This window comes from Viridibacillus sp. KH_047, assembly GCF_057838945.1.
Genome location: NZ_CM174479.1, coordinates 1,512,953 through 1,539,604, shown reverse-complemented (window position 1 = coordinate 1,539,604; position 26,652 = coordinate 1,512,953). Strand labels below are relative to the sequence as shown.

23 protein-coding genes, 1 pseudogene and 1 other annotated feature are annotated in these 26,652 nt (G+C 33.6%); of the genes and pseudogenes, 9 read left to right on the top strand and 15 right to left on the bottom strand.

Annotation, left to right across the window (positions count from 1 at the left end; translation table 11 throughout):
- Nucleotides 1–39: 39 nt before the first annotated feature.
- A complete protein-coding gene (locus AC3IS5_RS07730) occupies nucleotides 40–579 on the bottom strand; it encodes a GNAT family N-acetyltransferase (RefSeq protein WP_489427267.1) in 540 nt (179 codons plus the stop codon).
- Nucleotides 580–956: 377 nt separating this feature from the next.
- Between AC3IS5_RS07730 and AC3IS5_RS07725 the strand changes: the two genes are divergently transcribed.
- A complete protein-coding gene (locus AC3IS5_RS07725; RefSeq protein WP_489427266.1) occupies nucleotides 957–2,615 on the top strand; it encodes a tetratricopeptide repeat protein in 1,659 nt (552 codons plus the stop codon).
- 78 nt (nucleotides 2,616–2,693) lie between these two features.
- On the opposite strand, the gene AC3IS5_RS07720 is transcribed toward AC3IS5_RS07725, so the two are convergent.
- A complete protein-coding gene (locus AC3IS5_RS07720) occupies nucleotides 2,694–4,130 on the bottom strand; it encodes a DHA2 family efflux MFS transporter permease subunit (RefSeq protein ID WP_489427265.1) in 1,437 nt (478 codons plus the stop codon).
- Nucleotides 4,131–4,370: 240 nt separating this feature from the next.
- Here AC3IS5_RS07720 and AC3IS5_RS07715 point away from each other — a divergent pair, with 240 nt between their 5' ends.
- The 3 genes from AC3IS5_RS07715 (at nucleotide 4,371) to AC3IS5_RS07705 (ending at nucleotide 7,015) form a co-directional block, all read left to right on the top strand.
- On the top strand, nucleotides 4,371–4,817 hold the full coding sequence (locus tag AC3IS5_RS07715) for a MarR family winged helix-turn-helix transcriptional regulator (protein ID WP_489427264.1): 447 nt from the start codon (nucleotides 4,371–4,373) through the stop codon (nucleotides 4,815–4,817).
- A gap of 328 nt (nucleotides 4,818–5,145) precedes the next feature.
- Nucleotides 5,146–5,943, top strand: coding sequence for a pyrroline-5-carboxylate reductase (proC, locus tag AC3IS5_RS07710; RefSeq protein ID WP_489427263.1), 798 nt, complete (start codon nucleotides 5,146–5,148; stop codon nucleotides 5,941–5,943).
- 136 nt (nucleotides 5,944–6,079) lie between these two features.
- The gene (locus AC3IS5_RS07705) at nucleotides 6,080–7,015 is read left to right on the top strand and encodes an alpha/beta hydrolase (protein ID WP_489427262.1); all 936 of its coding nucleotides are present in this window, start codon (nucleotides 6,080–6,082) and stop codon (nucleotides 7,013–7,015) included.
- Nucleotides 7,016–7,063: 48 nt separating this feature from the next.
- Here the strand turns inward: AC3IS5_RS07705 and AC3IS5_RS07700 are convergent, their stop codons facing one another.
- The 4 genes and pseudogenes from AC3IS5_RS07700 to AC3IS5_RS07685 all read right to left on the bottom strand — a co-directional run bounded on the left by AC3IS5_RS07700 (nucleotide 7,064) and on the right by AC3IS5_RS07685 (nucleotide 10,865).
- Nucleotides 7,064–8,419, bottom strand: coding sequence for an amino acid permease (locus AC3IS5_RS07700; RefSeq protein WP_489427261.1), 1,356 nt, complete (start codon nucleotides 8,417–8,419; stop codon nucleotides 7,064–7,066).
- A gap of 58 nt (nucleotides 8,420–8,477) precedes the next feature.
- Nucleotides 8,478–8,716 (bottom strand) — a binding site (T-box leader).
- A gap of 176 nt (nucleotides 8,717–8,892) precedes the next feature.
- A pseudogene (locus tag AC3IS5_RS07695) lies at nucleotides 8,893–9,468 on the bottom strand (MepB family protein).
- 35 nt (nucleotides 9,469–9,503) lie between these two features.
- Nucleotides 9,504–9,893, bottom strand: coding sequence for a GyrI-like domain-containing protein (locus AC3IS5_RS07690; protein ID WP_489427260.1), 390 nt, complete (start codon nucleotides 9,891–9,893; stop codon nucleotides 9,504–9,506).
- A 60-nt stretch (nucleotides 9,894–9,953) separates the two neighbouring features.
- Nucleotides 9,954–10,865, bottom strand: coding sequence for a helix-turn-helix transcriptional regulator (locus AC3IS5_RS07685; protein ID WP_489427259.1), 912 nt, complete (start codon nucleotides 10,863–10,865; stop codon nucleotides 9,954–9,956).
- A gap of 340 nt (nucleotides 10,866–11,205) precedes the next feature.
- Between AC3IS5_RS07685 and cyoE the strand changes: the two genes are divergently transcribed.
- Nucleotides 11,206–12,150: a heme o synthase gene (gene cyoE / locus AC3IS5_RS07680; protein WP_489427258.1), complete on the top strand. Its 945-nt coding sequence runs from the start codon at nucleotides 11,206–11,208 to the stop codon at nucleotides 12,148–12,150.
- A gap of 57 nt (nucleotides 12,151–12,207) precedes the next feature.
- Here cyoE and AC3IS5_RS07675 read toward each other — a convergent pair whose 3' ends face one another.
- Together AC3IS5_RS07675 and AC3IS5_RS07670 are read right to left on the bottom strand one after the other, a co-directional pair.
- Nucleotides 12,208–12,780: a hypothetical protein gene (locus tag AC3IS5_RS07675; RefSeq protein WP_489427257.1), complete on the bottom strand. Its 573-nt coding sequence runs from the start codon at nucleotides 12,778–12,780 to the stop codon at nucleotides 12,208–12,210.
- 210 nt (nucleotides 12,781–12,990) lie between these two features.
- The gene (locus AC3IS5_RS07670) at nucleotides 12,991–13,125 is read right to left on the bottom strand and encodes a hypothetical protein (protein ID WP_489427256.1); all 135 of its coding nucleotides are present in this window, start codon (nucleotides 13,123–13,125) and stop codon (nucleotides 12,991–12,993) included.
- A gap of 159 nt (nucleotides 13,126–13,284) precedes the next feature.
- On the opposite strand from AC3IS5_RS07670, the gene AC3IS5_RS07665 reads away from it, so the two are divergent.
- The 3 genes from AC3IS5_RS07665 to AC3IS5_RS07655 all read left to right on the top strand — a co-directional run bounded on the left by AC3IS5_RS07665 (nucleotide 13,285) and on the right by AC3IS5_RS07655 (nucleotide 15,370).
- Nucleotides 13,285–14,163 carry a ComEC/Rec2 family competence protein gene (locus AC3IS5_RS07665; protein WP_489427255.1) on the top strand — a complete coding sequence of 293 codons (879 nt, stop codon included), beginning with the start codon at nucleotides 13,285–13,287 and terminating at the stop codon, nucleotides 14,161–14,163.
- Nucleotides 14,163–14,378 (top strand): DUF3006 domain-containing protein, encoded by a 216-nt coding sequence (locus AC3IS5_RS07660; protein WP_489427254.1) that lies wholly within the window; start codon nucleotides 14,163–14,165, stop codon nucleotides 14,376–14,378. The genes AC3IS5_RS07665 and AC3IS5_RS07660 overlap by 1 nt, the downstream gene beginning before the upstream one ends.
- A gap of 125 nt (nucleotides 14,379–14,503) precedes the next feature.
- The gene (locus AC3IS5_RS07655) at nucleotides 14,504–15,370 is read left to right on the top strand and encodes a phosphotransferase (RefSeq protein WP_489427253.1); all 867 of its coding nucleotides are present in this window, start codon (nucleotides 14,504–14,506) and stop codon (nucleotides 15,368–15,370) included.
- A gap of 61 nt (nucleotides 15,371–15,431) precedes the next feature.
- Here AC3IS5_RS07655 and AC3IS5_RS07650 read toward each other — a convergent pair whose 3' ends face one another.
- Together AC3IS5_RS07650 and AC3IS5_RS07645 are read right to left on the bottom strand one after the other, a co-directional pair.
- The gene (locus tag AC3IS5_RS07650) at nucleotides 15,432–16,265 is read right to left on the bottom strand and encodes an alpha/beta fold hydrolase (protein ID WP_489427252.1); all 834 of its coding nucleotides are present in this window, start codon (nucleotides 16,263–16,265) and stop codon (nucleotides 15,432–15,434) included.
- A gap of 26 nt (nucleotides 16,266–16,291) precedes the next feature.
- Nucleotides 16,292–17,155, bottom strand: a complete 864-nt coding sequence (locus AC3IS5_RS07645) for a GNAT family N-acetyltransferase (RefSeq protein WP_489427251.1) — start codon at nucleotides 17,153–17,155, stop codon at nucleotides 16,292–16,294.
- A gap of 178 nt (nucleotides 17,156–17,333) precedes the next feature.
- On the opposite strand from AC3IS5_RS07645, the gene AC3IS5_RS07640 reads away from it, so the two are divergent.
- On the top strand, nucleotides 17,334–17,540 hold the full coding sequence (locus AC3IS5_RS07640; RefSeq protein ID WP_053416125.1) for a KTSC domain-containing protein: 207 nt from the start codon (nucleotides 17,334–17,336) through the stop codon (nucleotides 17,538–17,540).
- Between the two features lie 202 nt (nucleotides 17,541–17,742).
- Here the strand turns inward: AC3IS5_RS07640 and AC3IS5_RS07635 are convergent, their stop codons facing one another.
- The 5 genes from AC3IS5_RS07635 to AC3IS5_RS07615 form a co-directional block, all read right to left on the bottom strand.
- A complete protein-coding gene (locus tag AC3IS5_RS07635) occupies nucleotides 17,743–18,621 on the bottom strand; it encodes a tetratricopeptide repeat protein (RefSeq protein WP_489427250.1) in 879 nt (292 codons plus the stop codon).
- 442 nt (nucleotides 18,622–19,063) lie between these two features.
- Nucleotides 19,064–20,203, bottom strand: coding sequence for a hypothetical protein (locus AC3IS5_RS07630; protein ID WP_489427249.1), 1,140 nt, complete (start codon nucleotides 20,201–20,203; stop codon nucleotides 19,064–19,066).
- A 273-nt stretch (nucleotides 20,204–20,476) separates the two neighbouring features.
- Nucleotides 20,477–21,055: an ABC transporter permease gene (locus AC3IS5_RS07625; protein WP_489427248.1), complete on the bottom strand. Its 579-nt coding sequence runs from the start codon at nucleotides 21,053–21,055 to the stop codon at nucleotides 20,477–20,479.
- Nucleotides 21,056–21,111: 56 nt separating this feature from the next.
- On the bottom strand, nucleotides 21,112–22,395 hold the full coding sequence (locus AC3IS5_RS07620) for a TIGR02679 domain-containing protein (protein ID WP_489427247.1): 1,284 nt from the start codon (nucleotides 22,393–22,395) through the stop codon (nucleotides 21,112–21,114).
- A 16-nt stretch (nucleotides 22,396–22,411) separates the two neighbouring features.
- Nucleotides 22,412–26,650, bottom strand: a complete 4,239-nt coding sequence (locus AC3IS5_RS07615) for a TIGR02680 family protein (protein ID WP_489427246.1) — start codon at nucleotides 26,648–26,650, stop codon at nucleotides 22,412–22,414.
- Between the last annotated feature and the right edge of the window lie 2 nt (nucleotides 26,651–26,652).

The following is a 26,652-nucleotide window of genomic DNA, read 5'->3' as shown; positions in this document are numbered from 1 at the left end:
GCATATTTTCTGCTCCCGTCCTTTTTATTTGTCTTATCCCTAACGTGCTCTATACTCCACTAACCAGCAATCTCTTAATTCACCTTCATGCATCTCTTGCTTTGGTAAATATCGTACTTTCTTAAAACCACATTTTTCATAGCAATGAATGGCTCTTTCATTCCAAGCTTGCGGATCCATAACAAGGATATCAGCCTTTTTCTCGTTGACTAAGTAATCCTTCATCGCTAAAATAAGCTTGGTGCCTATACCTTTATTCCAATAACTAGATTCACCAATAAATTGATCTAACCCATAAATAACTTCAGCATCGTTATTGTATTCATAAGCGACCCTATCCTCATGCTCTATAGGATAAAACTGAATATAACCGATACTCACGCCACCGTATTCAATAATACATCTAGTTTCTTCTTCGTTAACATCGTAAAATTTTTCATGTACTTTTTCTATATCAAATGGATTATCTTTGCCTTCGTAATACGTTAAAATATTTGCGTCTGAAAGCCATTTCGCAAGATAAATATCATCATTTCTTTCTAATTTCCGAACTACTAATTGTTCATTTTGTAATATCATATATATTCTCCATTCTCTGTTAAGATAATTCGTACAAGATTTTCAAGAAAATAATAGAATAGGTTCACCATCAACCCATATTATTCATATTTATTTGATATATTAGTATGATTTCGGTCAATATGCGCATAAAAATACCATTTTTACAACCAATTATGTTTCATTTAGGTTACAATTATATATTAGTTCTGTAACACTTGTAACAGTTTTATAACAAATCCATTGATTTGTCCCTATACCAATGATTTTCATGATTTAATTGAAAGAGTTAATGTAATTTGACACGGGAAATGTGCACTAGTTTCATATTCCTTACTCAGAATTGATATAAAAAAGCTTATACTGTATTAGCTTTGAAACATAAAAAGGAGATTATCATGGCTATATCTACACAAAATGAAAATAAGGACGTTATCACTCAAATTGCCGAAAACATTTTAGCGAAAAAAGAAGCTGTCCCTAGCAAATCTAACTATATTGATTTTGCCAAACAACTGAAACGTGATAATAAAGTTGCTCAAGCAAAAAAATTATTAGAAGAAGGTTCAAAAATATATCCACTGAATCTATCTGTTCATACTGAATTGATGAAAATCTATGTTCGTAAAAAAAATTGGAGCGATGTGGCAAAGCATTTACCTAGAATTTTAGTAAATATTCCACGAAAAACAAATTCTACTCTTACTTATAAACTATATAAATATTTGATTAATAACAGACACTATTCAGAAGCAGGTGAAATACTTGAGTTGCTAGTAAAGGAGAACCCTGCGGATGAAACACTTCAATATAAATACGTCGAATTAGCATTTGCCTCAAAAGATTGGCCTATAGCTATTCAAAGAGTTGAAGAACTCGTGCAATTTTTAGGTGAAAAGGTACCTGCTTCGGTGCTCGTTGACTTAAGTATTGCCTATCAAATTGTAGGCGAACATGAAAAAGCTAGGTCATTATTCGCTGAATGTTTGACAAAGTATGTTGATGAGCTGCCAGAACTTTTTGAAGACGGCTATCGAAAAGTCACACTATTTGATAATGGTGAGAGTAGAATTGAGTTCTATAAATTCATCGAACCAACAAACACTGTGTTCGCAACGTTTGACTCCATTGATAAAACATGGGAAAGAACACCTTTCGCTTTCAACTTATTAAAGAAAAAAAGAGTGGATTTAATCTCATTAAGACGCAGAACTACGAAAAACTATCACCAAGATATCTCACGTGAAGAGTATTATGAAACTGTTGCAAAATTGGCTGATGGTTATGAAAAAAAATTCGCGTATGGTACTAGCCTAGGTGGCTATAGTGCATTGTATTTTGGTTCAACAATTGATTGTAATATTCTAGCACTCAGTCCTAGAAACTCTGCACATCCTAACCATGGTACTAAAATGCGAGTTGAAACGGTTTTCCAACACGAGTTACAGCATCCTTATAATCCTAGGATTACTCCGACGATTATTTACGACCCAAAAGATGCTATTGATAGTAAATACATGAAAAAGGTAATCAAAAAAGCTTATCCAAATGCAAAGTACATTTACTACCCATATGCTGGACACCGTATTTCAATTTATCTATCTCAAATAGGTATATTAAAGGATATTGTAAAAAGATTCATGGCCGAGGAACCTATTCCTAATTATGAACGAACACTTCGATCAAAATCAACTGAGTATCATCGTATTTTAGCAATTCATTGCTCTAAGACAAACAAAAAAAATTGGGCACTTCAATTAGCAGAAGAATCTATCCGATTATCACCAACTTATGACAGACCACGCGTATTGAAGGTTGAGCTTTTACGTGATTTAGGTCGAATGGACGAAGCTTTTGAAGCTGCTTATGAGGGACTTGAACTGTTCCCTAAATACACAAGATTACATTTACTGCTAATCAGTCTATTCGAACAACAAAATCAGTTGAAAGAAGCACTGAAAGCAGTCAATAAAGCACTCAAAGTAAGCAAATCTCCAAAGTTGAAAGAAAAAAGAGAAGAATTATTAGCAAAACTTGAAATGCTTGCTACTGAATAAACCTATATACAAAAAACATCGTAGTACATTTGACTACGATGTTTTTTATTTACAAAATAATTTTATTGGAGATTCTATCTATCTATTTTTCTTTAAAAACATACTTAATATTAATACAACCAAAGCTAAAGTAGTCGTTACAAGAAATGCATCTTGCATACCTAACACACTTGCTGTACTAATCGCTTCACCTTTCGATAATTCACCTGATAATTCAGGTAGGTATTCCCTTGATTTAGTTGACATTATCGTCGTCAACAATGCTGTCCCAATCGATCCAGCAATCATACGAGCTGTATTAGCAGCGGCTGCTCCATGACTACCTAAAGATTTTGGTAACTGATTTAAACCGAAAGTTAAAACAGTCATCATCGTCAAAGCAATTCCCATCATATAAACAGCATATAATGCAGATACATAAAACAAACTAGCATCTAAACTTAAGTTTGAATATAACCAAGAAGTAATGACAATTAAAGTCATACCGATAAACGTTAATACTCGTATGCCGTAGCGATCTAAAATAATGCCTGCTATCGGTGACATAACACCCATTAATATTGCACCTGGCAATAACATAATACCCGTTTGCATAGTGGAAAGACCTAACATACTTTGGATATAAATTGGCGTTAACAATTCCACACTAAACATCGCAAATGCCACAAATGCAGCAATGACAACCGCAAGAGAAAATTGTTTATTTTTAAAAACAACTAAATTGAGCATCGGTTGTTTTGCCACAGACTCGCGCCAAATAAATAAAACAATAAAAAGAACTCCTACGAACATCGTGATTAATACTTGATTTGCACTCCATCCAACACTTCCCGCCATTGAAAAACTGTACAATAATGAGCCTAACCCTATAGATGATGTAACAACGCCAAGTAGATCAAATCTTGGATTACTTGTCTTATTTACATTTTGTAAAAAGAACATAGCGAAGATTAAGTTTAGAATACCTAGAGGTATCACAATATAAAACAAAGCTCTCCAAGAGTAATGTTGTAGCATCCATCCAGATAATGAAGGGCCTATTGCAGGCGCGAAGGTCATGGCAATACCAACCATCCCCATGGCCTTCCCTCTCTTTTCAGGTGGAAATAAGCTAAATATCACTGTTTGTACAAGAGGCATGATCACTCCAGCTCCAGCTGCTTGTAATAATCGCCCTACTAATAAAGCCGCAAAGCTAGGCGCCAATGCACTGACAATACTTCCGATTGTAAAAAGTCCAATTGAACTAATAAATAATTGTCTAGTAGTAAATTTCCCGACGAAATATGCCGTTATCGGAATTACAATCCCGTTGACCATTATAAATCCTGTATTCAACCACTGGATACTACTAATTTCTAGATTAAAAACTATACTTAACTCTGGAATAGCTACATTTAATAAAGTTTGATTTAAAACCGTCATAAATGAGCCAAGTACTAAAACAGATAAAATCCAAACTTTTTCCTTATTAGCCATCTCCATAGGATTTACTTGATTATTTATTTTCCCCATGATTAACATCTCCTTCTTCAAATAACACATTTTAAAACCATGTAATTGCTTGTGCAACTAAATATAAAGCGTTAATACTTATTTTTTTATATGTTTTATATAAATTAGTTGTGTATGCAACTAATAATAAGATATACTGTTTTATAAATCAAGTATCTTGATCTTGTTTCTTATTGGGGATTATATTTATTTTTTGTATAATGATCTTACAAAGAATTTCATCTTAAAAGGGGTATCATAATGAAAATTGATAAAGAAGAGTCCATTGGTCGTTGGGTTTCCATGCTACATCGATATGGCAATATATATATGAACGCACAACTAAAGGAATATAATCTAGGCGCTGGTCAATATCAATTTCTAGCTGCTTTATATCAACAAGAAGGTTTATCACAAGATGAAATAGCCCATTTATTAAAAATGGATAAAGGAACTGCTGCCAGAGCAATTGCAAAGCTAGAACAAGAAGGTTATGTAGTAAGAAAAGTTTTTAATGTAGATAAAAGAATAAAAAAACTGTATTTGACTGAAAAAGCACATGCTTTAGAACCGACACTTATAGCAATTTTATCAGGTTGGAAAAATGTGATTACAGACGGTTTATCAGAAGAGGAACAGGAAGCTACATTGAAGTTACTTAAACATTTGTCATTAAATGCAGAAGACTTTCTTGATAAAATGAAATAAGTAGCGCTTTAAAAACTACTCCTATTAATAAAAACATTAGTTGGTAATATTGATTATGCTATGTTTTAGAATTACCATTCTTTTTTAAGCATAAAATAAAAATAATGTATATACATCTCAAAACCTGATTTATCAGCATTTTGAAAAAGCAACATATACCTAGGTAACTTTCATTTCCTCTTCTCTATTGTTTCTTTTCCCCATACTTCCCTCTTCTACACTTTAAGGAATACAATAACAATCTTTCATCCCTGGTTGTTAATATCAAACACTATCCAACACTAACAGTCTGTACTATACTGATAGAATATGTTAGGAGAGTGTAAGAATGAAATATGGATTTATCGGCCTTGGTAGTATGGCCTCTGCCATTATTAAAGGCATGTACAATAGTAAACAATTTTCATCTACAGACATTTATGGTTATAACCGAACAGTTACTAAAACAAATCATCTTGCGGACAACTATGGACTGATTGCAAGTGATTCTATTAAAGATATCCTGACAAATGCTGATGTCATTGTATTAGCAGTCCAACCTCAAGTATTACCTGAAGTATTATTAGGGGTTCAAAAATATATCCAAGAAAATCATCTTATTATTTCAGTCGCAGCAGGAAAATCTATTGACTATATACAACAAAACATACAAGTAGATACACCGATTATCCGCGTTATGCCCAATATTAATGCCATCGTAGGTGCTTCTACAACTTGCTACTCCATTTCATCAACTGTTAATGAACAGCATAAAGAAATCGTAGAATCTTTGTTTGGAACTATTGGCTCTATTATAGAATTACCAGAAAATCTATTTACAATTTTCTCGGCAATTGGTGGTGCATCCCCTGCCTTTACGTATTTATATATTGATTCATTAGCAAGAGCTGCTGTGCGCGAGGGAATGGATAAGAAAATGGCATTAGAAATTGCCGCCAGCTCCGTCCTAGGCAGTGCTAAGATGATTTTAGAATCTGACGAACACCCATGGGAACTTGTTGATCAAGTTTGTTCACCTGGAGGTACTACAATCCAAGGTGTCACTTCCCTGCAAAATGACCATTTCGCTAGTACCATTTATGATGCAGTAACGGCCGTTATTAAAAAGGATTCAGCTTTATCATAAAATCTTCGCAGACAGAATTTTTCGCTACATAGCGTTACATTCTGTCTGCTTTTTTCTTAACTAAAAACAAATACCTACCTTTCTTATAGGAATAGTGTATAATCGAATTAATATTTGAACTTGAAAGGATGATTTGATGAATGATTTAATGTTAAACCTAACAAATACATCTAAACAATATATCGCTGACGCCAAAAAATCACCCAAATACTATACTCAACAACCAGCGGAGGTTCGGGCAGCAAGAGCACAATACCCAAAACCATTGATTGACTTACCTTTACTAAAACAAATAATAGATCGTAAAATACCTGTTCGAGATGGTAGTGAAATTAATGTTCGCATATACACGCCAAACGGTAAAGGCCCCTTCCCTATTATTATTTACTATCATGGGGGGGGATGGGTTTTCGGTAATTTAGAAACGGCAGATGCAGGTTGTCACTTATTAGCAGCTGAAGCAAATGCAATCGTTGTTTCTGTCGATTACCGCCTTGCACCAGAATATAAATTCCCAACTCCTTTATATGACGCCTTTGATACCCTTTTATGGGTCTATGAGTTTGCAGCTGAATTAAATGGAGATTCTACTAAGATTGTCGTTGCAGGAGATAGTGCAGGTGGTAACCTAGCAACAGTTGTTACACATATGGCAAAAGAGCAAAACGGTCCACTCATCACTGCACAAGCACTAATCTATCCAGTGACGAATATGGATATGACCACTGCTTCTTATGAAAACTATGCTCATGACCTTGGATTAGATCGTGATGGTATGAACTGGTTTGGAGAGCATTATGTTAATAATGAAGTAGATTATCGAAACAGTGCCGTTTCCCCTCTCCTACAAGATGATTTAAGCTATTTACCAAGAGCCATTATTATTGCAGCTGAATATGATGTTCTTTTTGACGAAGGCGTTTCCTATGCAAACCGTTTAAAAGAAGCAGGTGTTTCAACACATCATGTGATTATGCCCGGATTAATCCATAGTTACTTTAGTAAGATGGAATTTTTTGAAGAAGAAACTAGAAAGACCGTTCAGCTAATCACTGATTTTATAAAAAAATAGAAAAAACGCTTGGATAATCTATCTTCCAAGCGTTTTCTCTATTAAATATTATGCTTCATTTTGATGTAAACGACCCTTAAAAATATAAGTTAAAGTAATAAAAATATAGATTGCTAGTGTAATACTAGTAACGATAATTGATGTTGTGAAAATAATACCAATCAGAATTGCACTTAAAGCAATGATGGCAAACCAAGTTGTATAAGGGAACCATTTAACGGCATAAGCACTCGTTTGCTCCGGTTGTTTTTTACGCGATTTCACATGAGCAATTGCAATGATTAACCAAATACATAATACCGTATATCCTAGGGAACCCATTAGAAAATCAAAAGTCTTGCTCCCTGCAAATAATGAAATTAACACACCAATATATAAGACAGATGTACATAATAGTATTGAATATACCGGTACTTTCTTTTTCGATAATTTTGAAAAGACTTTCGGAATACGTCCGTCCATAGCTTGAGTATATAGAACACGTGATGAGCCATATAATCCAGAATTCATCGATGAAATAATCGCAAGTAACACAACCGCATTCATAATATGGTCTGCCCCTGGGATACCGATCATTTTGAATACCAACACAAACGGACTTTCTGGTACTCCGTTAACTTCATACCAAGGAATCAAGCTGACGATAATTAAGAATGGTACTAGATAGAAAGCAATGATTCGTACTAATGTACTGCGAACTGCTTTTGGTACCACTTTTTCAGGATTTTTCGTTTCAGCTAATGTGACACCAATAATTTCTGTTCCTCCGTAAGAATAAATAACTACAAGCATTGCAGTAATTAAACCTGTTGAGCCGTTCGGAAAGAAACCACCATGACTCGTTAGATTAGAAAACCCAACAGCTGTATGATCACCAAAAGTTACGAGTAATAATATGAATCCAGCTATGATAAACACTATGATTACGGTAATTTTTATTAACGCAAGCCAGTATTCCGTTTCAGCAAAAGCTTTAACTGATAGTAAGTTGATAACTGTAACTAACACTGATACTGATAAAGCAAGTATCCAAATTGGGTAATCTGGTAGCCAATATTGAATGAAGATTGCAGCAACAATAGACTCTGCTGTGATGTTTAATACCCACATCTTCCAATAAATCCAGTCTAAAAAATAAGCTGGGTACTTCCCTAAAATCGATTGAACTAAATCTCTAAATGTCCTTGCATTGCTATTACGGACTGCCATTTCAGCTAATCCTTGCATTACGAACAATAGAATGATACCACCAATTAAGTACGCTAGTATTACGGATGGTCCTGCCATATCAATGGCTGCACTACTCCCTTTAAATAATCCTGCACCAATTGCTCCACCTAATGCCATCATCGTAATATGTCGTGAAGTCATTGTTCTTTGTAAATTTTGTTTGTCACTTTCCATATCCTTACCTCCAATAATCAAAAAAAGCATATCGTCTCTTCCTTCATCATCAAATGAAAGAAGAGACGATATGCCTTAAGCAAACCGCGGTACCACTCTTATTGGTTCTTATTCATGAACCCAACTTTAAAAACCTGGTAACGAAGGTTAAACGTTAAAATAAAAAGAATAGTCTGTCTATTTTTTCCACTTTACCACTCCTAGGCAAGTTCAAAGTATTATTGGACTGCGTTGCACCAACCCGCAGCTCTCTAGACCAAATAATAAGCTTTTACTACTCCTAATCATTGCGTTTTGAAACATTATTTCAGAAAATTTTAAATCAATATCCCATACTATACGGTCTTGTTTCATTTTTGTCAACATTTTATTTTAGAATAATTATTAAGTTTTAAAACTGGCATGCGATTTGGCCTAGAACAATCAAACTGGTTGGCTAAAATACGATACAAAAGTCTATATGCTAAGTATACCTAATATTTTAGACTGTAAAGAGTCTTCGCACGAACATAGTCTACTGCTGTATTTCGAGGAATCTCTAAAAAATATTTTAGTTGCCATTCTTGTGTTTTTTTAGCTTGCCTGCTTGTGGGCTTATCCCAAGGTGGATAAACGCGAATTGCACGTTTACCCCCTTTTCCTTTATTGGATATTATATCCTACTTGCATAAAACAGCTTTTGGAAATACAAACTGACCAAATTGATTACCATTTTCGGCACTAATAACAAAGAATTCGACTGACTCCGATACGTCATAAGGTTGAATTGGTCCATCCCCAACCCTCTCCCATAGCGTCACAAATTGTCCAATTTTAGTAGGTGTTATTTTAGCGACGCGAAATCTAATCGAAAGATCATTTAACCTAAATATATAGGCTCCATATGCCTCATTTTGTGGTTCAAATTGAGGTTGAGAAAATATTAATCCACATGGTTTATAAACTAGTTCCCTCGTTGCAATAAGGTTATCATGAATAGTAACAGAGTCAGTCCAGGAATTTTGACAATTAGGTTCAGTAGCTGGTAATTGTCGATTTTTTTTATTCATCTGGTCACTCTCCTGGTATTGATCAAAATTATTAGTCATGAATTGACCGATAGATAAATCTTAATACTACCGTCTTTACAATAATGTTCAAAATCTGTTTTATAAGCTCTGTTGATATCACTTTTCCAGATTTTCTCCCAGGCCTTGAAAACACCTTTTGGATCCTCATGATCTACTTCTATGATAAGGTAGTTATCTGCTGGAATTATGATACTAACAACATTTGTAATTTGCTCTTCTGTACCAATATGTAGGTCATAATCGTCTGTAAAATCACTTGCATAATTACTATAAACTGCATAGATTTCACCCGATAAATTTAAACGAAGAAACTCCTCCCACAGTCTGACTATTGCGTCTGTATTTTGATTATTTGTTCTAACACTTTTTCCATAAATCCGTTTTTCACTAATTGCTGTATGCATTGCAATTCCTCCTTCTCGTTTATACAAGAAGAATAGCATTCATAATATGACAACTGTCTGTCAGCTTTTATAAATAAATTCTATTTCATTCATATATTCATCTTTCAGCCATTTTGGAGAAAGGATTTTTACTCGTCTACCAAACATCATGATAAATGGCAGTATATTTTTGTTAACGTCGTATTGAAAGGCGACCTTAATACGTCCATCCTCAAGTATCGATATTTCATCTTCAGTAAAAAAATCATACAATTTCCCTAGTTCACTTTTTGAAAACAGTAATGTAATCTGCTCCACATTCATAGAGCTATGCACTAAATAACCATTGCTATGATTATAAACGGATCTAGCCTTGTCCTTTATGACTTCCATATTTCTTATTCTAGTTAACTTGAATAATCTCAAAGCCTTTTTATCTTCACAAAAAGCCTCTAAATACCAGCTACCATTCATAAAATTTAGTTTTATTGGCTGAACAATGCGATTAGATAAATTCGCGGTTTGTGACACATATGAGATGCAAATTTTACGTCCATCTTCAATTACAGAAAGTATGCTTTTTACCTTTACTTTTGTTTCTTCTTCTATTGTTTCTCGATGTAATGTGGATGATAACACCGTAATTGGCGGATGATAGTCTTCATTTTTTTCTTGCAATAGCTCTATTTTCCTTTGTAATATTGATAATTGATGACTATCAAATAGTTCATTTTTCAATGATAGCCCTTCCAATAAGAATTTCTTTTCTTCTTCATTGAAGGTGAATTTATCTAATTGATAAGTATCAATTAAGGTAAATCCTCCATTCTTTCCTAAATACGAAATAATAGGAATGCCGATTGATGATAATGCATCCATATCCCGATATATCGTTCTTTTACTTACTTCAAATTTAATCGCTAATTCTTCAGCAGATACTTTCTTTTTCTGCAATAAATAAATCAATATCGAGAGCATTCTCTCTGTTTTCATGGTCTATTGTCTCCTCCAAATAGGTATTAATCTAACTTTAATATTATTCAAGGAGATTTCCAAATAGATTATACGAATTAATTTTTATAAAGTTTAATCTGACATAAATATGTGATTCTCTATTAAACGTAGAATTATATCGTTTCAATATTCCAATAAAAATGATACGGCTTCAAACAATGCATATTGTGAAGAATTTATTACTTTTTTTGTGTCTAAAAAGTACTATCTACGTAGAATTATGCTCTGATTTACTGGAAGTTTTGCAGTTTTTAAGAGATACTATAATATAGAGCTTAAAATGTATTATTATTTATGATTAATAGGAAAGAGGTTTACAATGCAAAGTGATGTAAAAGTTGATCAGAGTGTAGAATCATCGTCGGAAACGATGCCGAAGCAACCTCTATCAAAAATATTAGCCCAAACGGTTAAGACTGGAATTATCAAATCAAATTTGATCCCTATGATTGCAGGATTAACATTAGCTTTATATAAAAATCAAATAAGCCCGTTTGACAAAACTCTAGAGATTATATGCGCGCTATTTGGTTCTGCATTAGTAATTGGTGCAGCCGGTGCATTTAATAATTTATATGACCGTGATATCGATGCTGTCATGCAAAGAACAAAAAACAGACCAACTGTAACTGGTGCGATTAATGCTAAAACGGTCCTTATTTTAGCTATTGCGATGACGATTATCGGCTTAGGTGCTCTTGCTTACGCAACACCAATGGCTGCACTTATGGGATTCATAGGTTTATTTTTTTATGTGGTTCCTTATACAATGTGGAGCAAACGTAGAACTATATATAATACAGAAATCGGCAGTATTTCCGGAGCAATGCCTCCTCTAATTGGTTGGGCAGCAATATCTCAAGATATTACGCATCCTGCTATTATCGGGTTATTTGTATTAACTGTGTTATGGCAAATGCCTCACTTCTATGCAATCGCCATTCGTAAGCATGACGATTATAAAGCAGCAAACGTACCAATGCTTCCTGTCGTAAAAGGCATGCGCCGTACGTATATTCAAACAAATATCTATTTAGTTTTATTAATAGGGGTTAGCCTTTCACTTGGTACTTTAAGTATTGGCCTTATGTTAGTAGCGCTTATTCTTAGTATTTGGTGGCTTCTAATCAGCATTTCAGGGACTAAAAAAGAGAATCCAGAGAAATGGGCAAAATCAATGTTTATTTTTTCTCTATACCATATGACTATTTTATTCTCGACTATTATCATATACTCTCTAATCGGGATTTTCTTTAATCTATAAAGTCTACACAACAAAACCAGCTAATGAGAAATTATTCTCAAAGCTGGTTTTTATTTATTACTCTTCTTCTTTTTCAATCATTTTAAATTCCCCATCCGTATTTATGACGCTATATTCTATCAAACCTTTAACCTCACCTACTTTTGCATTCTCTTTTAATGTAAGCACCTCTCCGTCTTTAAATTGAAATTCATAATATGAAGCTTCTGGATCCATTTCTCTCATTCTATAATAATTGACCTTGCTTACTTCATTCCATTCATATTTACTTTCCTCTTTTGCAAAAACTCCTCGATAAGTAATAGAATCATCAGTTATCATGACAAAAGACTTTGCTGCACCGTAAAAAAGAGCACCGCTACCAATCAAACAAACGAAGGCAACCACGATTGAGGTTTTATTTATTTTTAATAAAAATAATATGGATAAGCCCAAAATGATTAAAAACCATCCCGCTCCATAGACCCAATAATTGATAGACGGTGCATACACAACATGAACACCATATTGATAATAGATTGTTTCTGCAACCCCAAATGGTACAAGCAATACAAATAAAGGCGAAATTAATAAAGTACAAATGGCTAGTACCATGAAAATATGACGTGTTTCATAACTTTGATAGTGCATTTTAGATACCCCTCTCAATTCTATTTAATTATATAATCATCGATTGTAGGATACACACCCTCTTCCCTCTTTCTTACTATTAGTGTTTCATACTCGAAACAATCTATAAGTGGTACAACTTTGAAATGCAATGTGACTCTATTATTAACTTCTATTCGGCTTCGTACATCTCCTTTAAATACCAGCAAAGTATAAGCATTTTTATGCGTATTAAATATCACTGTAGATAAATTCGGAGATGTCTTCTGCTTCTTGCTTATTGTTCGTATAATACAATGCGAAATGATAGACATCGTGGTACTTCTCATCATATAGCTCTTCTATATTAACTTGTAAGTTGCTCAACACATCACCTCTTTTCGTTCCTTACTAATAAGTCGTTTGAAATTGACATTTGTTTCAAATTATTAGTAATTATTTTTAAAGTAATCGTTTATTAAATAATTCTCACCTCCCTACAAATCAGGTACTAACAATGTTAAAGTGGTAAATGGAGGTTTTTATATGAAAAAAACAAGTATATTTATAGTTTTATTAATTGCTATTGGATTAATTTTTGAGCTTACTGACTCAAATGATTCAAACAAATCAACAGACCAGCCTTTTACAGGTAAAGCATCCGATGTCTTAGTACATATAATCGACATTGGCCAAGGGGATTCTATTTTAATACAATCAAAAAATGAAAATGTCTTAATTGATGCTGGTAATAAAGGGGCCGGTGATGAAGTCGTTGCTTACTTACAAAAGAACAATGTGACAACATTAGATGCTGTTGTATCTACTCACCCGGATGCTGACCACGTTGGCGGCCTTGCTGAAGTCATAGATTCTATAAAAGTTAAGAAAGTGTACGCACCAAAAGTAAGTCATACAACAATTGCTTATAAGAATTTCTTAACTGCTGTGAAGAACCAAGGTTTGAAAATTACACAAGCTAAAACCGGGGTGGAAATACCTATGACAGAAGAAAATTTATCGCTAAAATTCATTGCACCGGTTACTACATATAGTCAAAGTGATTTAAATGACTGGAGTGCTGTTTTACTTTTACAGAATGGTAATAATAAATTTCTATTCACTGGTGATGCTGAATTTCCTGCTGAAGATGACATGCTAGCAAGTAATCTAATACCACAAGTAGACGTTCTAAAAGTAAGTCATCACGGAGCTGAGGAAGCAACATCTGAAGCATTTTTGGCAAAAGCGAAACCAACTTATGCTGCCATTAGTGTAAGTGCTACAAATGGTTATGGACATCCTACTGCCGTTACATTAAATCGACTAAAAAAAGTGGGCGCAAAAGTATATAGAACCGATAAACAGGGCAATATAGTATTCAAGTCAACCGGTTCAGAAATATCTGTAAAGGACAATCAATAATGAAAACTGGGATAATTGATCGTTTCGAAAGTCAAATAGCCGTCATAGAGTTTGAAGATGGCATGCAAGATATCGCCATTTCTGAATTACCAAATGGTGCCCAACCTGGTGATGTCTTAATCTTCCACCAAGGAAAAGTTACAATTGACCCTTCAGCTAGACATACACGAGATAAGGAAATCCAGGAATTAATGGATGATTTATTTGAAGATTAATACCGGTTAGCCAGGTGCTCTTAATACGCCTGGTTTTTTTATTAGTAATTTACATAAATTCCTATAAGATTTAGCTAATAATCAATTATAATGAACATTAATGTCAAAATAATTCGAGGTCGTATATGCATTTATATAAACATTTACATGAGATTGAATATCAATACACTTTAGATAAAATCGAATCGATTGAACAAATGCATCAGGGTCAAACATCCCTGACTATTAAAATTAACACTCTTTCTGATTGTTTTATTTTGCGTTCTCTGAAGAGCATTTCAGACGCGGACTTTGAATTTTTATTGCATCAGCATTTGAATACAAATTGTTCTAGAGAAATAGTTCCTGTAATTCATCCTACCTATGAAGGTAATTCGTATATTCAAATCGAAGAACAGGTTTTCCATTTGCAATCATACATTGCTTCTACTACATGTGATGTACAGATGGAAGAATGGATTAACGTGTTCTTTGAACTGCGAAACGCAATGCGCTCCTTTGAGAGTAATCATGAGAGAGCTGATCGCTTTAACACTTTAATTACTTGGGAAGTTATTAAAGAAAGTTGGAGTCTAGATAAACGCTTCCCTCCAGTATCAGAAATGGAGAAGAAAATAACGGAATTAGTGAATAGAACTTCTATTGAAAAGCAATGGATTCATGCCGATTTAGGTATTTGGAATACTCTTTTTAACAAAGAATTATTTATTATCGATTTTGGTGAGGCTAGAATTGGGCATCCTTATTTTGATTTAGCTGCAATCCTTACATCAAATGCACCAGCACACTATAATGCTAATGAGATTAAACACTATATCAATCGTTTTATCTCATATTATTCTAAAATTGAATCTATTAATCTCTCTTTATTAAAAGACTTTATATCATTATGGTTTATTCGTGGCGCGCTCACTGCTTATAAGCAAAAATCTTTTGATGCAGCACTTTACTTCCTCAATATGTTTAATAAATATAATCTCTCTTTTACTTAAATATAGAAAGCTGCTGATGGAGCTAGTCAATTCTAAACTCCAGTAGCAGCTTTCTTATAATTTATAGTGTAGCCTTAACAAATTCAGCAAACTTCTCCTCTTCCTCAACGAATGGATAATGGTTGCTTTCATCGAACGTAAACAGCTGCGCATTTGGTATTAGCTCCGCCATTTCTCGTGAAAAATCATAAGGGCATTGTGTATCATATAATCCGCAGTATATGTATGTCGGAACAGTGATTTCTGGTAGCTGTGTTCTCAAATCATAGTTCTTTAATTCAACGTACGAATAGTAGTTTAGACGATCACTTACTACTTTTCCGCTATTTGGACGGTTAAAGTATTCATCATAGCGGTCTTTATAATAGATAGACATCTCAGTCCACTCGCGATTTAACTTTCGACGCTCTTCCAATGGCTTTTGTGGATCATTTAATTGTTGCATAATATCTCTAATACGTTCATTATTTTCATTGTCTTTGCAGTAAATGCTACCTTTATGTCGCATATATTCGTTAGATGCTGCTGCTCCTCCTGCGATGACTTTTGTTAAAGATTGCTCTGCTAAAATAGCATATACTAGCGCTAACATGCCTCCTGTTGAATGCCCTGCAAAAGCCCATTTTTCATGTTGTAGCGCCTCTCGAATGGCTTCTAAATCCATCACTGATTCACTCATGTTTAAATCATGCTCTGTAAGAGATGGTGCAGATTGTCCTGCTCCTCTTAGATTCACTAAATATACAGTATGATGCTCTGTAAAAGGATTCGCTACTGTGTTGCCATTACTGTTAAATTCACTATATAAATGTGTTACACAAAGTGGCGAGCCACTTCCCTTTACAAAAATTTCAAACGTTCCACGAGATGTTTCGATTAATTGTTGTTCCCACATAGTAATGCCCCCTGTTATTTGTAAATTCACTTCATGAATACAAGTTCATGTACAATGTTGAATCCAGCTGATTGGTATAAATGAATTGCACCTCTCTCATTCTTTTTAACAGTTAAAGAGATTTTCGCAATCGAATCATATGTAAATAAAAATTCTAATCCATGTAATAGCAATTTTCTTCCTATACCTTGCTTACGAAACCGATCATCAACGGCAATAAACTCAATCGTACCTTCTCCGTTCTCGGCATCTGCTTCTACATAGACATATCCCTTTACTCCTTCGTTATCACAATAACAAAATACAACTTGATGCTCATTCAGACGTGACAAAATCGTTTGTGCATTATAATACGCATTAGGGAATGCTAAGTCGTGTAAGTTTTGAAAAGCTTCGGCATTGGTGGAATCCAATTGAAGTATTTCTTCCGTACTTTCAAACTTATGGTTTTGACGTTCTTTATGTAATATATAATGATGTCCTTTCATTTTTGCACCAACGTTTTTTGTAAAATCTTTCGCGACTTCATTTTTAATATTGATGAAAAATTGAGGGTGTTCCAAAGGCATGGGCAGCTGAAAACATAACTTCATCCACATTTCAGGTAACAGTACTTCTGTTACTTCATTTTGAACAAATGGTCCCCATACTTCTGCAGATTGATCATCCTCATCGAAATCAAGTCCAATGGCTGCAACAATCTGTTCATTTTCAACTGCAATGATCATAGAATTTTCAAAGGGTAAGTCTGAAAATCCTTGTCGTAAAGTAGACCTTATTTCTTGCTCATCTTGACCACAGTAACCAATATGTCGCCTTGAAGTTGCATTGCAGCTGGATAAAAAGTGAGCAAGCTGATCAATGTCTAGTTCTGTAGCCATTCTAATCATTATTTCTTCCCCCCATAGTAAATATTTTTTTCTTTATTTCGAATAAAAAAAGTATAGTATTCCATACTTAAACAGTAATTTATTTGAATTGGAAAAGTCAATATAATATTACAATATTAAACAATTACCTATCATTTGAAAGCGCTTTCGTATATACTGAAATTAGGAGGGGATCGTTATGAATATGGTTTCTGTTACTTCATCAAAATTAGTAAATGTGGGCTTCGACCCTAGTGCAATGATTTTAAGAATTGAGTTTAAAGATGGTGTTTATGAATATTTCGGCGTTCCTGAGAGAATTTATAATGAATTGATGGAAGCAGACTCAAAAGGTATCTACTTTAAACGTTATATAAAAGATCGATATAGATTTGTCCGTGTTTAATATAAAAACAATATATTTTCCAAACATAAAAGCACATTCAAGGTGATTTTTCATTAGCCCATTGAATGTGCTTTTCCTGTTTATTTGATAAATCATTAAAGTAGAGAAGTTGATGATCTATCCCCCTCTAAACATCCCTTCCCTCATTCCAAATACGAAAAAACCTGATGAGTACTTTTCTACTCAACAGGTTTACCAACCATTAATAATTCCCTAGCCGTTCGAGATGCTTTTTAGCTAATTCATCTCCCGCACTGATGGCACGTTCATACCAAACAATCGCACAATTTATATCCATCGGGACACCCATAGCAAATTCGTACATTTCTCCAATGCGCACCTTGGCGCTTGCATCACCTTGCATTGCTGCACACTTATACCATATTAGTGCTAAATCGTAGTCTACGGTTGTTCCAATTCCATTTTGAAACATATAACCAACATTATATTCAGCATCTACATTGCCTTCTTCTGCGGCTTTTTTATACCACTGAAAAGCTAGCTCCTTATTTTCCTTTACCCCAATGCCTTGATCATACATATTCCCTAGTCGGTATTGCGCTTCTGTATAACCATTTTCTGCTGAAGTTTTATATAACATCAATGCTTGCCCCATATTCTCTTTTACACTTAGACCTTGTTCATACATAATGCCTAGAGTAAATTGAGCTTCTTTTACACCTGCATTCGATGCTATTGTAAACCATTTATACGCTTCATCCATGTTTTCTTTAACATATTCACCATTAAAGTACATATCCGCTAGATTATTGGCAGCGTCTGCATGACCTTGCAATGCTGCTCGTTCATAAAGTTGAAAGGCTTTCTCTATATCTTCCTGAACGCCAATCCCTTCATAATAGTAATTAGCTAAACAGAACTGCCCTTCTGCGACATTTAATTCAGTAGCTAATTTATACCATTGGACCGCCTTGTCATAATCTTTTATATTATCGTAATAATAGCCAATCCCCGTCGTAGCTGTTGCAAAATCACCCAACAACCCTTCCTGCATATACGCTGCTATTTGAGTGGATACATTAAAATCAACATTTTGTATATCCTCATTTAATACAGCCATTAACGCGATCATCCTCTTTGCCAATTGCTTTTCTATGTGAAACACCTCATCTACTTTGAAAATCGTTTATATCCTTTACACACATATTTGCCAAATAACGTAATATGTATAACTAAAAACCATCTTCTATTCATATTTGATAGTAGATAGCTTTATCTATTATATATTTTATTTTTTCGTTAACAAAGTATGATGTCTTACTTATCAAAATTACCACTTTTCTCTATTACATACACCAAGTTGAATATTTAGTTTACATCAATAAATCCAGCGTTTCTCTATCTTTTTATTATTGATTAATCCATTGCTATCATAAGGTTTTGCACAGGACAACACGTCGTTTACATATACAAATTCTCCTTCTAATTTTGAATAGCATTACAAAATTACCCAAAACCATAAAAAGCCACTAGCGTTACTTACTTCGCTAGTGGCTTTACTTTTAATAATTCACTTTTAATACGATACTTTCAGAAATACTAGGTTTCTTAACGGTAATATATAATTTACCGCCTTTGCTACTTAATGTTTTTAGTTTCATTGTAGCTTTATCAGAAGTATTTACTACTGAAGCTACAAGTTTTTTCTTGCTAGCATCTGCATAAACTTTTACAGTTGATCCAGCTTTTAAGTTAGAAACGAGTACTTTATCGTTTTTAGTACCTTTTTTATTGATCACTTTTACAGCTGAACTTTTAAGCTTTGTTGATTTTACTGATGTTTTTAACGTGTATGATACACTGTCATACATTGAATCCATCATATCTGCACTTACTTTTACATAATAAGTACCCTTTGGTAAATATACAGAACCAGTATATTTTCGTTTATCCTTTGTTACTTTGAAGCCTTTAACCGTTTTCTTTTTATCATCTAACACTTTCATTCTAAACTTCGTACTATGCTTTTGATCTGCATAAACTTTTAAGAAACCTGCTTGTGGAACAGTTACTTTGTAATAATCATCTTCATCAATTAGGTTAAATGATGCATTGTATGTTTTGTTTAAATTGATTGGTGTTGCTTTTGAAGCTGAATTGTTTGATTCTTTTTCATAGTTGCTACCTGCTTTAAAAGATAATTTAGTACTGTAGCTTTTACTTTTTCCAAAGTCTAATTTATATGCTACAAGATAATATGTACCTTTCTTCAAACCAACAGAAATGGAATGCATTGATGGATCATACCAAGTAAGTTCTGAATTAATAGCATAGCCGAATACTTCTACATCATTAAATGTACTTTCTAACTTTTCTAGTGCTGATAGATCAAAATCTTCAATATCTTCTAATTGACTAGTATCAAATTCATTTAGCAGTAGAAGAGCTATTTCACGTTCTTTAGGATCATTTAGTTTCATCGTAAGTAAGCCGTCAGCTGGTACAGTTACTTTTATAATATCCGTGCCCATACTACTGAATTTTCTATCAAGCGTTTTTGATTTGTCTTTTGTTAAAGTAATCGTATCTACCTGAGTTGTTGTTGCAGCTTCCGTCTTATTTGTTGATGCGCCAAATGCAAACGCGAAAGCTACTACTAGTGCTAACATCATTTTAAAGAAATTTAATTGATTTTTTTTCATAATTATCCTCCAAATTTATCAATCTACTAAAATTATATACATAAATTTTTGACAGGTATATGGTTATTTAGGTGTATAATTAACATTTTAGACGGTCATTCATACTGAATCATATGAAATATGTATTTTCTTGAAATATCCAATTGATAAAAAAATAAGCTATCTATTAACTAGATAGCTTTAGTATTTTAGATTTAGACTGTCTTTAAAATCATTTCTTTGAATTGTTTACATGCACCTAAAATACAGCACTATAGGGAAATATACTTCCACCTAATGTAAATCCATCGTGCCTTTCACTCTTGCCAAATATTCTGCGTACTTTACTAAGAAAAAACTAATGAGGAAATACATACAACCTAAGACAAATTCCTGTACCAAAAGTGACATTAAATCTCCATAGTAGTCATCGTTAACAATAGCTTTCGTTAATTGCACACCTCTTGCTAGTGGTATAAATTGTCCTAGTTTCAAGAATAAATCGGGCATATTTACTAATGGATAATTGGCTCCGCTAAGTAACAACAGTGTGCTTGCCAGTAAGTTAGCAATTAAATGCATGGATGGAGTCCATAAGCATCCAACGATTAAACCCAGTCCACATGCTGAAAATATCGAAGTGATCCAGACTAAAAAAAGAGGAAATATCGCATCCATAGGAATTGGGATTTGGAATATAAGCACACCAAATAGTAACCCGAGTAAAGCTGTGAAAATACCATTGAATACATGTGCAATGGATCTCGCTAAAAACAAGCTAGCTTTGTTGACTGGTGATGCCATGACTAGCTGTAAGGTTCCCATATATCGATCAGATGTAATAACAGACATAATGCCAAATACTGAATTCATCAAGCGACTGAGTGGACTTAAAACAAATGTAATCCGTTATCTTAAAATCGGTAGTTTTATTTTGTTAAACTTTTTATATCTTTAACCAATTCTTTTATTTGTCTTTCTTGATAAGCAACTTTTTTAATTTTTTTCATTTGTTGAAGCAAATTCTCAAGTTCTACATCTATTATATTATTTAGCTTTTGTAATCTATTAGGTGATATCTCTACATTTGATAATGTCTTAACATAATCTTCTGTTGAATATTTCCAATAGTGGATGTTTGTTGGGTATCTTTGTTTTAAAGCATATGCCATCAATACTCCTTCTGGATCGAAATCTCCAGAATAATAGATTGTACAATCTTCTTTGGCTAACAATTTTATGATTTGGATCGCAGCAAGTTTGAATTGCCCGTGTGTACAGATAATTGAAATAGAGCCATCTTCTAATTCATCTATAATACTTGAAAATACACCGGAATTCTCTACGACAAAAACTGGTCCATCCTTTTTTATTGGATACACTCTATCCAATTTTGCAATTTCTCTTAAAGGTTCATTCCGTACAGACTTTTCGAGAAAAGATTCTTCCCAAGAACGCAGAACGTTTCCATTTCGCTCTCCTATTAGACCAAATATTGTTACATCATTGGTGATATCATCTTTTAATATTCCAAATTCAAACAACAATTGATTTATATATTCTGCATTAGGATTATTTTGAATAGCTACTCCTGATTGTTTTTCACTTATAATTTGCAAAGCACTAATGAATTTACCTTCATTATCAAATGCGTGTGGATTCCCAGTTACCTTTTCTGCAAAGAGCGGTAATCTAATGGGTTTCTCTAATGGTAAAACAGAAATGGCTTTGTAAACTTTTTCTAGTTCATTTAGGGCCCCTTTATTATAAGTTGTAATAAATCCAACGTGTAAAGGATGTTTTTCAAGAATAGCGGTAGTTAATAGATTGGTAGCTTCTGACGTATAAGTTTTTTCTAATTCTTTAAAAAAATGTTTTTTTAGTCTTTCATTTTCATCCTTTTCTTCTTTTTTATACACTAGTTTTCGGCCAAGTACCTCTTCAACCACCTCGAATAAAGAAGCCCCCTCGAATCGAGTTCCTTCGAATTTTTCTTCAAATTTTTTCAAAGAGATTTTGGCATTTTTCTGAGAGGAATAATCTTTTTGAAACCAATTTCGCAAAAGAACTTGTTCTTCTTGGGTTAATTTTGTTAACACAACGTGGCCGCCGGCAGAACCCAAACTTTCAATCCTATTTGCAAATTCAAGAAAGAGACGTGAAACACCCGCTCTTTCTCTAAAATATTTTATCGCCTCTTCTTTTGGTGACATTTATAGTATCCCCTTTCTATTTCCTGACTAAATCAAATAGGTGTAATTGCTCTAAATCCGGTTCTATAACATCTTCCAGTTCCTTTTTTGAAACTTCTTCTTTTACCGGAATAATCTCTTTCCCATCCCATTTAAAACGAACAACTGTTACATCTTTTGAATTTTTCGGTCTTATGATTTCCGCGATAGATAAACTGTCCACCGTATCATAATCCCCCCATAAAGATTGGGAATTTAGTATATAATTTAAATCAAGATTGCCGATTAATTCGAACATATCTCGAATGTTTGTATCATCTACACCTGCAAAGGCTTCATCCATTGAAATGACATATGGAGCCTCTTCTGATGCTGAACTGTATTTTGAAAATAAGGCTGATAATAACGGAATATACATAGACATTGCACGTTCCCCTCCACTCAAGGCGTTGAAACGATTCTTCGTAAGTTCTTTTTTATTGTCTTCGCCTTTTTTAAAATAAATCTTAAACTCGAACCATTTACGATAGTCTAGTACATCCCTTATTACATAATCTAAAGACTTTTCCTTATTCTCTTCATCTTGCTCATAGATGTCTTTGGCATAATGTATTTTAGATGTAAAATGTTTAGTCAATTTATTATAATCACTATCTTTTAATGTATCAGGATCCCGTTGTAGCAAGTTAATTAGTTCTGATGTTTTTAATTCGTCAAGTTCTTTCGCTTCTTTTGGTTTCCATTCAATGGACAGTTGCAAGCCACTGGACGTTTGCCGTTCACTCATTAGTTTATTGATTTCCATTTTCCACTTGTTAGCTTTGCTAATCAGTTCTCTGATTCGTTCCCCGATTTTATCCATAATGATTTCCTTATACATTTTTTCATCTTCAGCTTTTAAAGCCAATTGCATAACTTCAATTTGAGATTCTAATTCCTTTTGTACACTCATTGGTGAGAACGATTTTCCTTCGTACATTAGCGAAATAATGGTTCTTTGATTAGTAAGCTCCATTTCTTCTATTTCTTTAGCAAATATTTCAAAACCTCCATCACTCATTTCAGGTAGAACTATAGAGTCTTTGTTAATACTTGGATGGAAATCTTCCAAACCTTTTAAGCTAATATCTCGTAACTCAACATTTAGATCATCCTGTTTGTCGTGAACTTCTTGATACGTTGTTTCTCCTAATTCTTCTACTACAATTTTTGTTAACAAATCAATATTTTCCTCATTTGACAGAGTTTCACGGTCGAATGATTCAATGAACTTCTTATTGATTTCATTAACGAAAATACCCCCTTTTATTTTTTTCAGCTTGCTGTAAAATACAATATAAGATTCCTTGATTCCAACATTTTTAGTTAATTGAGGAACCCGATTGTTTAATTCTCCCTTGGTCTCGGCTTTTTCTTGTAAGATCCCTGGAATTAGGGCTTTTCGTTCTTCTGCTTCTCTGATTTCTTTTTCGATGTCAGAAGTACCTTCTTTTTCTAAATACTCTTGTAATTCCTTAATAGAGTTTTGTACTTCTTTTTTCACTTGGTCTGTTTGATTACAAGAATACCTCATATCATCAATATCCACTTCGGCATCTTCAATTTGATTTTTCAAAGAAAGAATGATGTTTTGCGAATTATAATAAGATTTTCCGTTGAAACGTAAATCATCTAATAACCGGTCGTATTTATCACATTCCTCAATAGCAGCTTCATAGGCTTCAACCAAAGGTTTTAATGTCCTATTCTCTGACTTTTTGATACGCTCACTTCTAGTGTCGTTGTAATCAATACGAATATTCCTAATCCCTTTTTCAATACGTTCTTTTTGCTCCTCGATAGATTTAATTGTTGTTTCCAAGTTTTTAATATTGTCATTTTGTTCATTTAATTCGCGACTAGATGGGAAACGTTCTTTTTCATTTAATATTTGTTTTGATGAATTTGCGATCTTTTCCAAAATAATCAACAAATCATTGTGTTCCCCGTTCAATTCTGAAAGTTCCTCTTCTAAATCTGTTATCAATTTTTCTCTGTATTGCTTTCTTGCCTCTTTTCCAATAAAGGTGGCTTTTTCTCTAAATGGTGCATAACCTTTTACGATTCCGTGTTGATAAGAACCAAATGGCGTAACATAGGAACCGTCTATGACTTCTTCGATAGCAATGCTTTTTAAAATAGCCTCTACTTCTGACTGCAACATTTGAAATTCTTCTGGTAAGCGTACTTCCAGGTACTCATCTAGTGTATCAACTTTATATTTTACAGTTTGTGGAAGTAAAATTACATCAGATTCTACTACTAAATTGATATAATCTTTGCTTACAATCAATCCATCCAAAACTCCCATTTCCATTAATGAAGATTCAAGTCTTTCACTCTCATCAGGTGTTATACCTTTGAATTCTACCGCTTCATAAAACGGGATAAAAGGAACTCTTTCTTTTTGCAATTTTTTACGGACCTTTATTGTTTGTTCATTTCTTTCCGGTTCAGGATCCTTTTTATTACGAGCCTTTTCCAGCTCTTCATTTTTTACTTTGATTTCATCTCTCAGAATACCAAGAGCCGCTTCAGCTTTAGCTTTCTTTAGGATTAGCACATCACGTAATTTTGAATAAAACTTATGAACTAATTCGTCTATTTCAGATAAGGTGGTTTCTTCAAATAAGCTATTCAAGACTGTCACAAATTGGTTTAATTCTTCTTTTTGTAACTTGAATTCAGTATTGGTATCATTCCAATCAGTAATATCGCGATTGAAGGATTCTATTTTTTCCTCCAATTGAAGCTGAAGTTTAGAAATAGCCTTCTCTACGTCTTTTAGTTTTTCTTCAAGTTCACTAATTTCTTGATTCCGTTCATCCAATTTGGCCTTTAAATCATTTTCTCTATATAACAATTTCGCAATATCATTGATTTCTTTCATATGACAATCTAGAGTTGCACGCCACTGATCTGCTACAATTGTAGGGTCTTGTACTTCAAATTTGGATACGAAATTATCACGATTCAAAGAATGACTTTCAAAATCAAAATAATTCGCCTTTTCGTCAAGTTCTTCCAAATACAATTGATTTTTCTTTCCATATCCGAAAAGTTCATCTTCCTTTTCTTTTACTTTATTTTCTAACGATTTTTGAGCATCTATTTTGTTTTGCAGCTTCGTTATTTGTGATTTATATTCACTTTTTTTCTTTTCTAACTGAGGATTTAATTCGTTTAGCCGCCTTTGAGCTTTTCTAATATCATTATCTTCAAAAGCCCTTAACTTTTCATTCAATTGTTTCTCTTCTAATTTTAATTCCTCTATTTCGTCTAGCAGTATATTCAATTTTCTTGTAGTATCGGCCAATTCTTTTTGTGCTTTTTTGTGATCATTTTCAACTGATTTTTGTTTTAATACTGTTTTATTGAAATCAGTTGCTTTAAAGGAAAGAACCTTTTTGTTATACTCCTGGTATTTGTTCGCTAATTTTTTTAGTAATTTGTAGTCTTCTTTAGCTTTGCCTTGCCTTTGATTGTGTAAATCGATATTTTGAATAGTTTCTGTTAGAGAGCGTAAATCATTAAATGAAAGTTCCGGTAATGAACGCTCTAAAATCTGATAAATGACATTCGGACCTAAATCATTGGATAATTTGGGAGTACGAATGCGAACAACCAAGTTTACCATATCCAGATAATCTTCCAATGATTCGAACTTAAAAATGTAATTATTCACTAGTTCCGCATAGTCTTTTTGTTTTTCTTTGACATAACCGCATTTCTCTCTATCTACGTAATTTTTCAATTCCTTTTGACTTAGTGGCACCATAACTTTTTCGCCGTTTTCATCCAATTGATATTTGAAGAGGTCAAAGTCTTTTCCGACCCGTTTGTTCTTAATCAAAAAATGCCAGCTATCCACCTTATCATTGTCGAAATTAGCTTCAAAACCAATACCGGTAGTAATGTATTCTTCTGTATATTTTCTTTTGTATTCTAAGAAAATATAGCTTGTTTTTTGGGATACATCGGGATTCTCCCCAAAAATGTAATCAATCATTTTTCTTGAGCGAGAACCAAACGGATCTAATCGACTAGGCTGTTTGTTCCCGTCTAAAAGTAAAGGCAAAAAACTTTGTGTAGTAACAGATTTTCCGCTGCCATTCGAACCTCTGATAATGAGATGCCCGTTTTCAAAAGGAAACTCTTCATACTTGTAATACCAATAATTTAACACTCCTGCTAAGTTCATTACCCACTTATTATGTTGTGATAGAACATTTTCCATTT

Excerpts from the sequence above, each read along its gene's own strand:
- AC3IS5_RS07700 (WP_489427261.1), bottom strand. The coding sequence starts at position 8,419 with ATGGAAAGTGACAAACAAAATTTACAAAGAACAATGACTTCACGACAT.
- AC3IS5_RS07635 (WP_489427250.1), bottom strand. The coding sequence starts at position 18,621 with ATGGCTGTATTAAATGAGGATATACAAAATGTTGATTTTAATGTATCC.
- AC3IS5_RS07725 (WP_489427266.1), top strand. The coding sequence starts at position 957 with ATGGCTATATCTACACAAAATGAAAATAAGGACGTTATCACTCAAATT.
- AC3IS5_RS07665 (WP_489427255.1), top strand. The coding sequence starts at position 13,285 with ATGAAAAAAACAAGTATATTTATAGTTTTATTAATTGCTATTGGATTA.
- AC3IS5_RS07615 (WP_489427246.1), bottom strand. The coding sequence starts at position 26,650 with ATGGAAAATGTTCTATCACAACATAATAAGTGGGTAATGAACTTAGCA.
- AC3IS5_RS07625 (WP_489427248.1), bottom strand. The coding sequence starts at position 21,055 with ATGAATTCAGTATTTGGCATTATGTCTGTTATTACATCTGATCGATAT.
- AC3IS5_RS07650 (WP_489427252.1), bottom strand. The coding sequence starts at position 16,265 with ATGTGGGAACAACAATTAATCGAAACATCTCGTGGAACGTTTGAAATT.
- proC (WP_489427263.1), top strand. The coding sequence starts at position 5,146 with ATGAAATATGGATTTATCGGCCTTGGTAGTATGGCCTCTGCCATTATT.
- AC3IS5_RS07640 (WP_053416125.1), top strand. The coding sequence starts at position 17,334 with ATGAATATGGTTTCTGTTACTTCATCAAAATTAGTAAATGTGGGCTTC.
- AC3IS5_RS07630 (WP_489427249.1), bottom strand. The coding sequence starts at position 20,203 with ATGAAAAAAAATCAATTAAATTTCTTTAAAATGATGTTAGCACTAGTA.
- AC3IS5_RS07645 (WP_489427251.1), bottom strand. The coding sequence starts at position 17,155 with ATGATTAGAATGGCTACAGAACTAGACATTGATCAGCTTGCTCACTTT.
- AC3IS5_RS07620 (WP_489427247.1), bottom strand. The coding sequence starts at position 22,395 with ATGTCACCAAAAGAAGAGGCGATAAAATATTTTAGAGAAAGAGCGGGT.
- AC3IS5_RS07730 (WP_489427267.1), bottom strand. The coding sequence starts at position 579 with ATGATATTACAAAATGAACAATTAGTAGTTCGGAAATTAGAAAGAAAT.
- AC3IS5_RS07690 (WP_489427260.1), bottom strand. The coding sequence starts at position 9,893 with ATGCATACAGCAATTAGTGAAAAACGGATTTATGGAAAAAGTGTTAGA.
- AC3IS5_RS07715 (WP_489427264.1), top strand. The coding sequence starts at position 4,371 with ATGAAAATTGATAAAGAAGAGTCCATTGGTCGTTGGGTTTCCATGCTA.
- AC3IS5_RS07655 (WP_489427253.1), top strand. The coding sequence starts at position 14,504 with ATGCATTTATATAAACATTTACATGAGATTGAATATCAATACACTTTA.
- AC3IS5_RS07705 (WP_489427262.1), top strand. The coding sequence starts at position 6,080 with ATGAATGATTTAATGTTAAACCTAACAAATACATCTAAACAATATATC.
- AC3IS5_RS07720 (WP_489427265.1), bottom strand. The coding sequence starts at position 4,130 with ATGGGGAAAATAAATAATCAAGTAAATCCTATGGAGATGGCTAATAAG.
- AC3IS5_RS07685 (WP_489427259.1), bottom strand. The coding sequence starts at position 10,865 with ATGAAAACAGAGAGAATGCTCTCGATATTGATTTATTTATTGCAGAAA.
- cyoE (WP_489427258.1), top strand. The coding sequence starts at position 11,206 with ATGCAAAGTGATGTAAAAGTTGATCAGAGTGTAGAATCATCGTCGGAA.
- AC3IS5_RS07675 (WP_489427257.1), bottom strand. The coding sequence starts at position 12,780 with ATGCACTATCAAAGTTATGAAACACGTCATATTTTCATGGTACTAGCC.
- AC3IS5_RS07660 (WP_489427254.1), top strand. The coding sequence starts at position 14,163 with ATGAAAACTGGGATAATTGATCGTTTCGAAAGTCAAATAGCCGTCATA.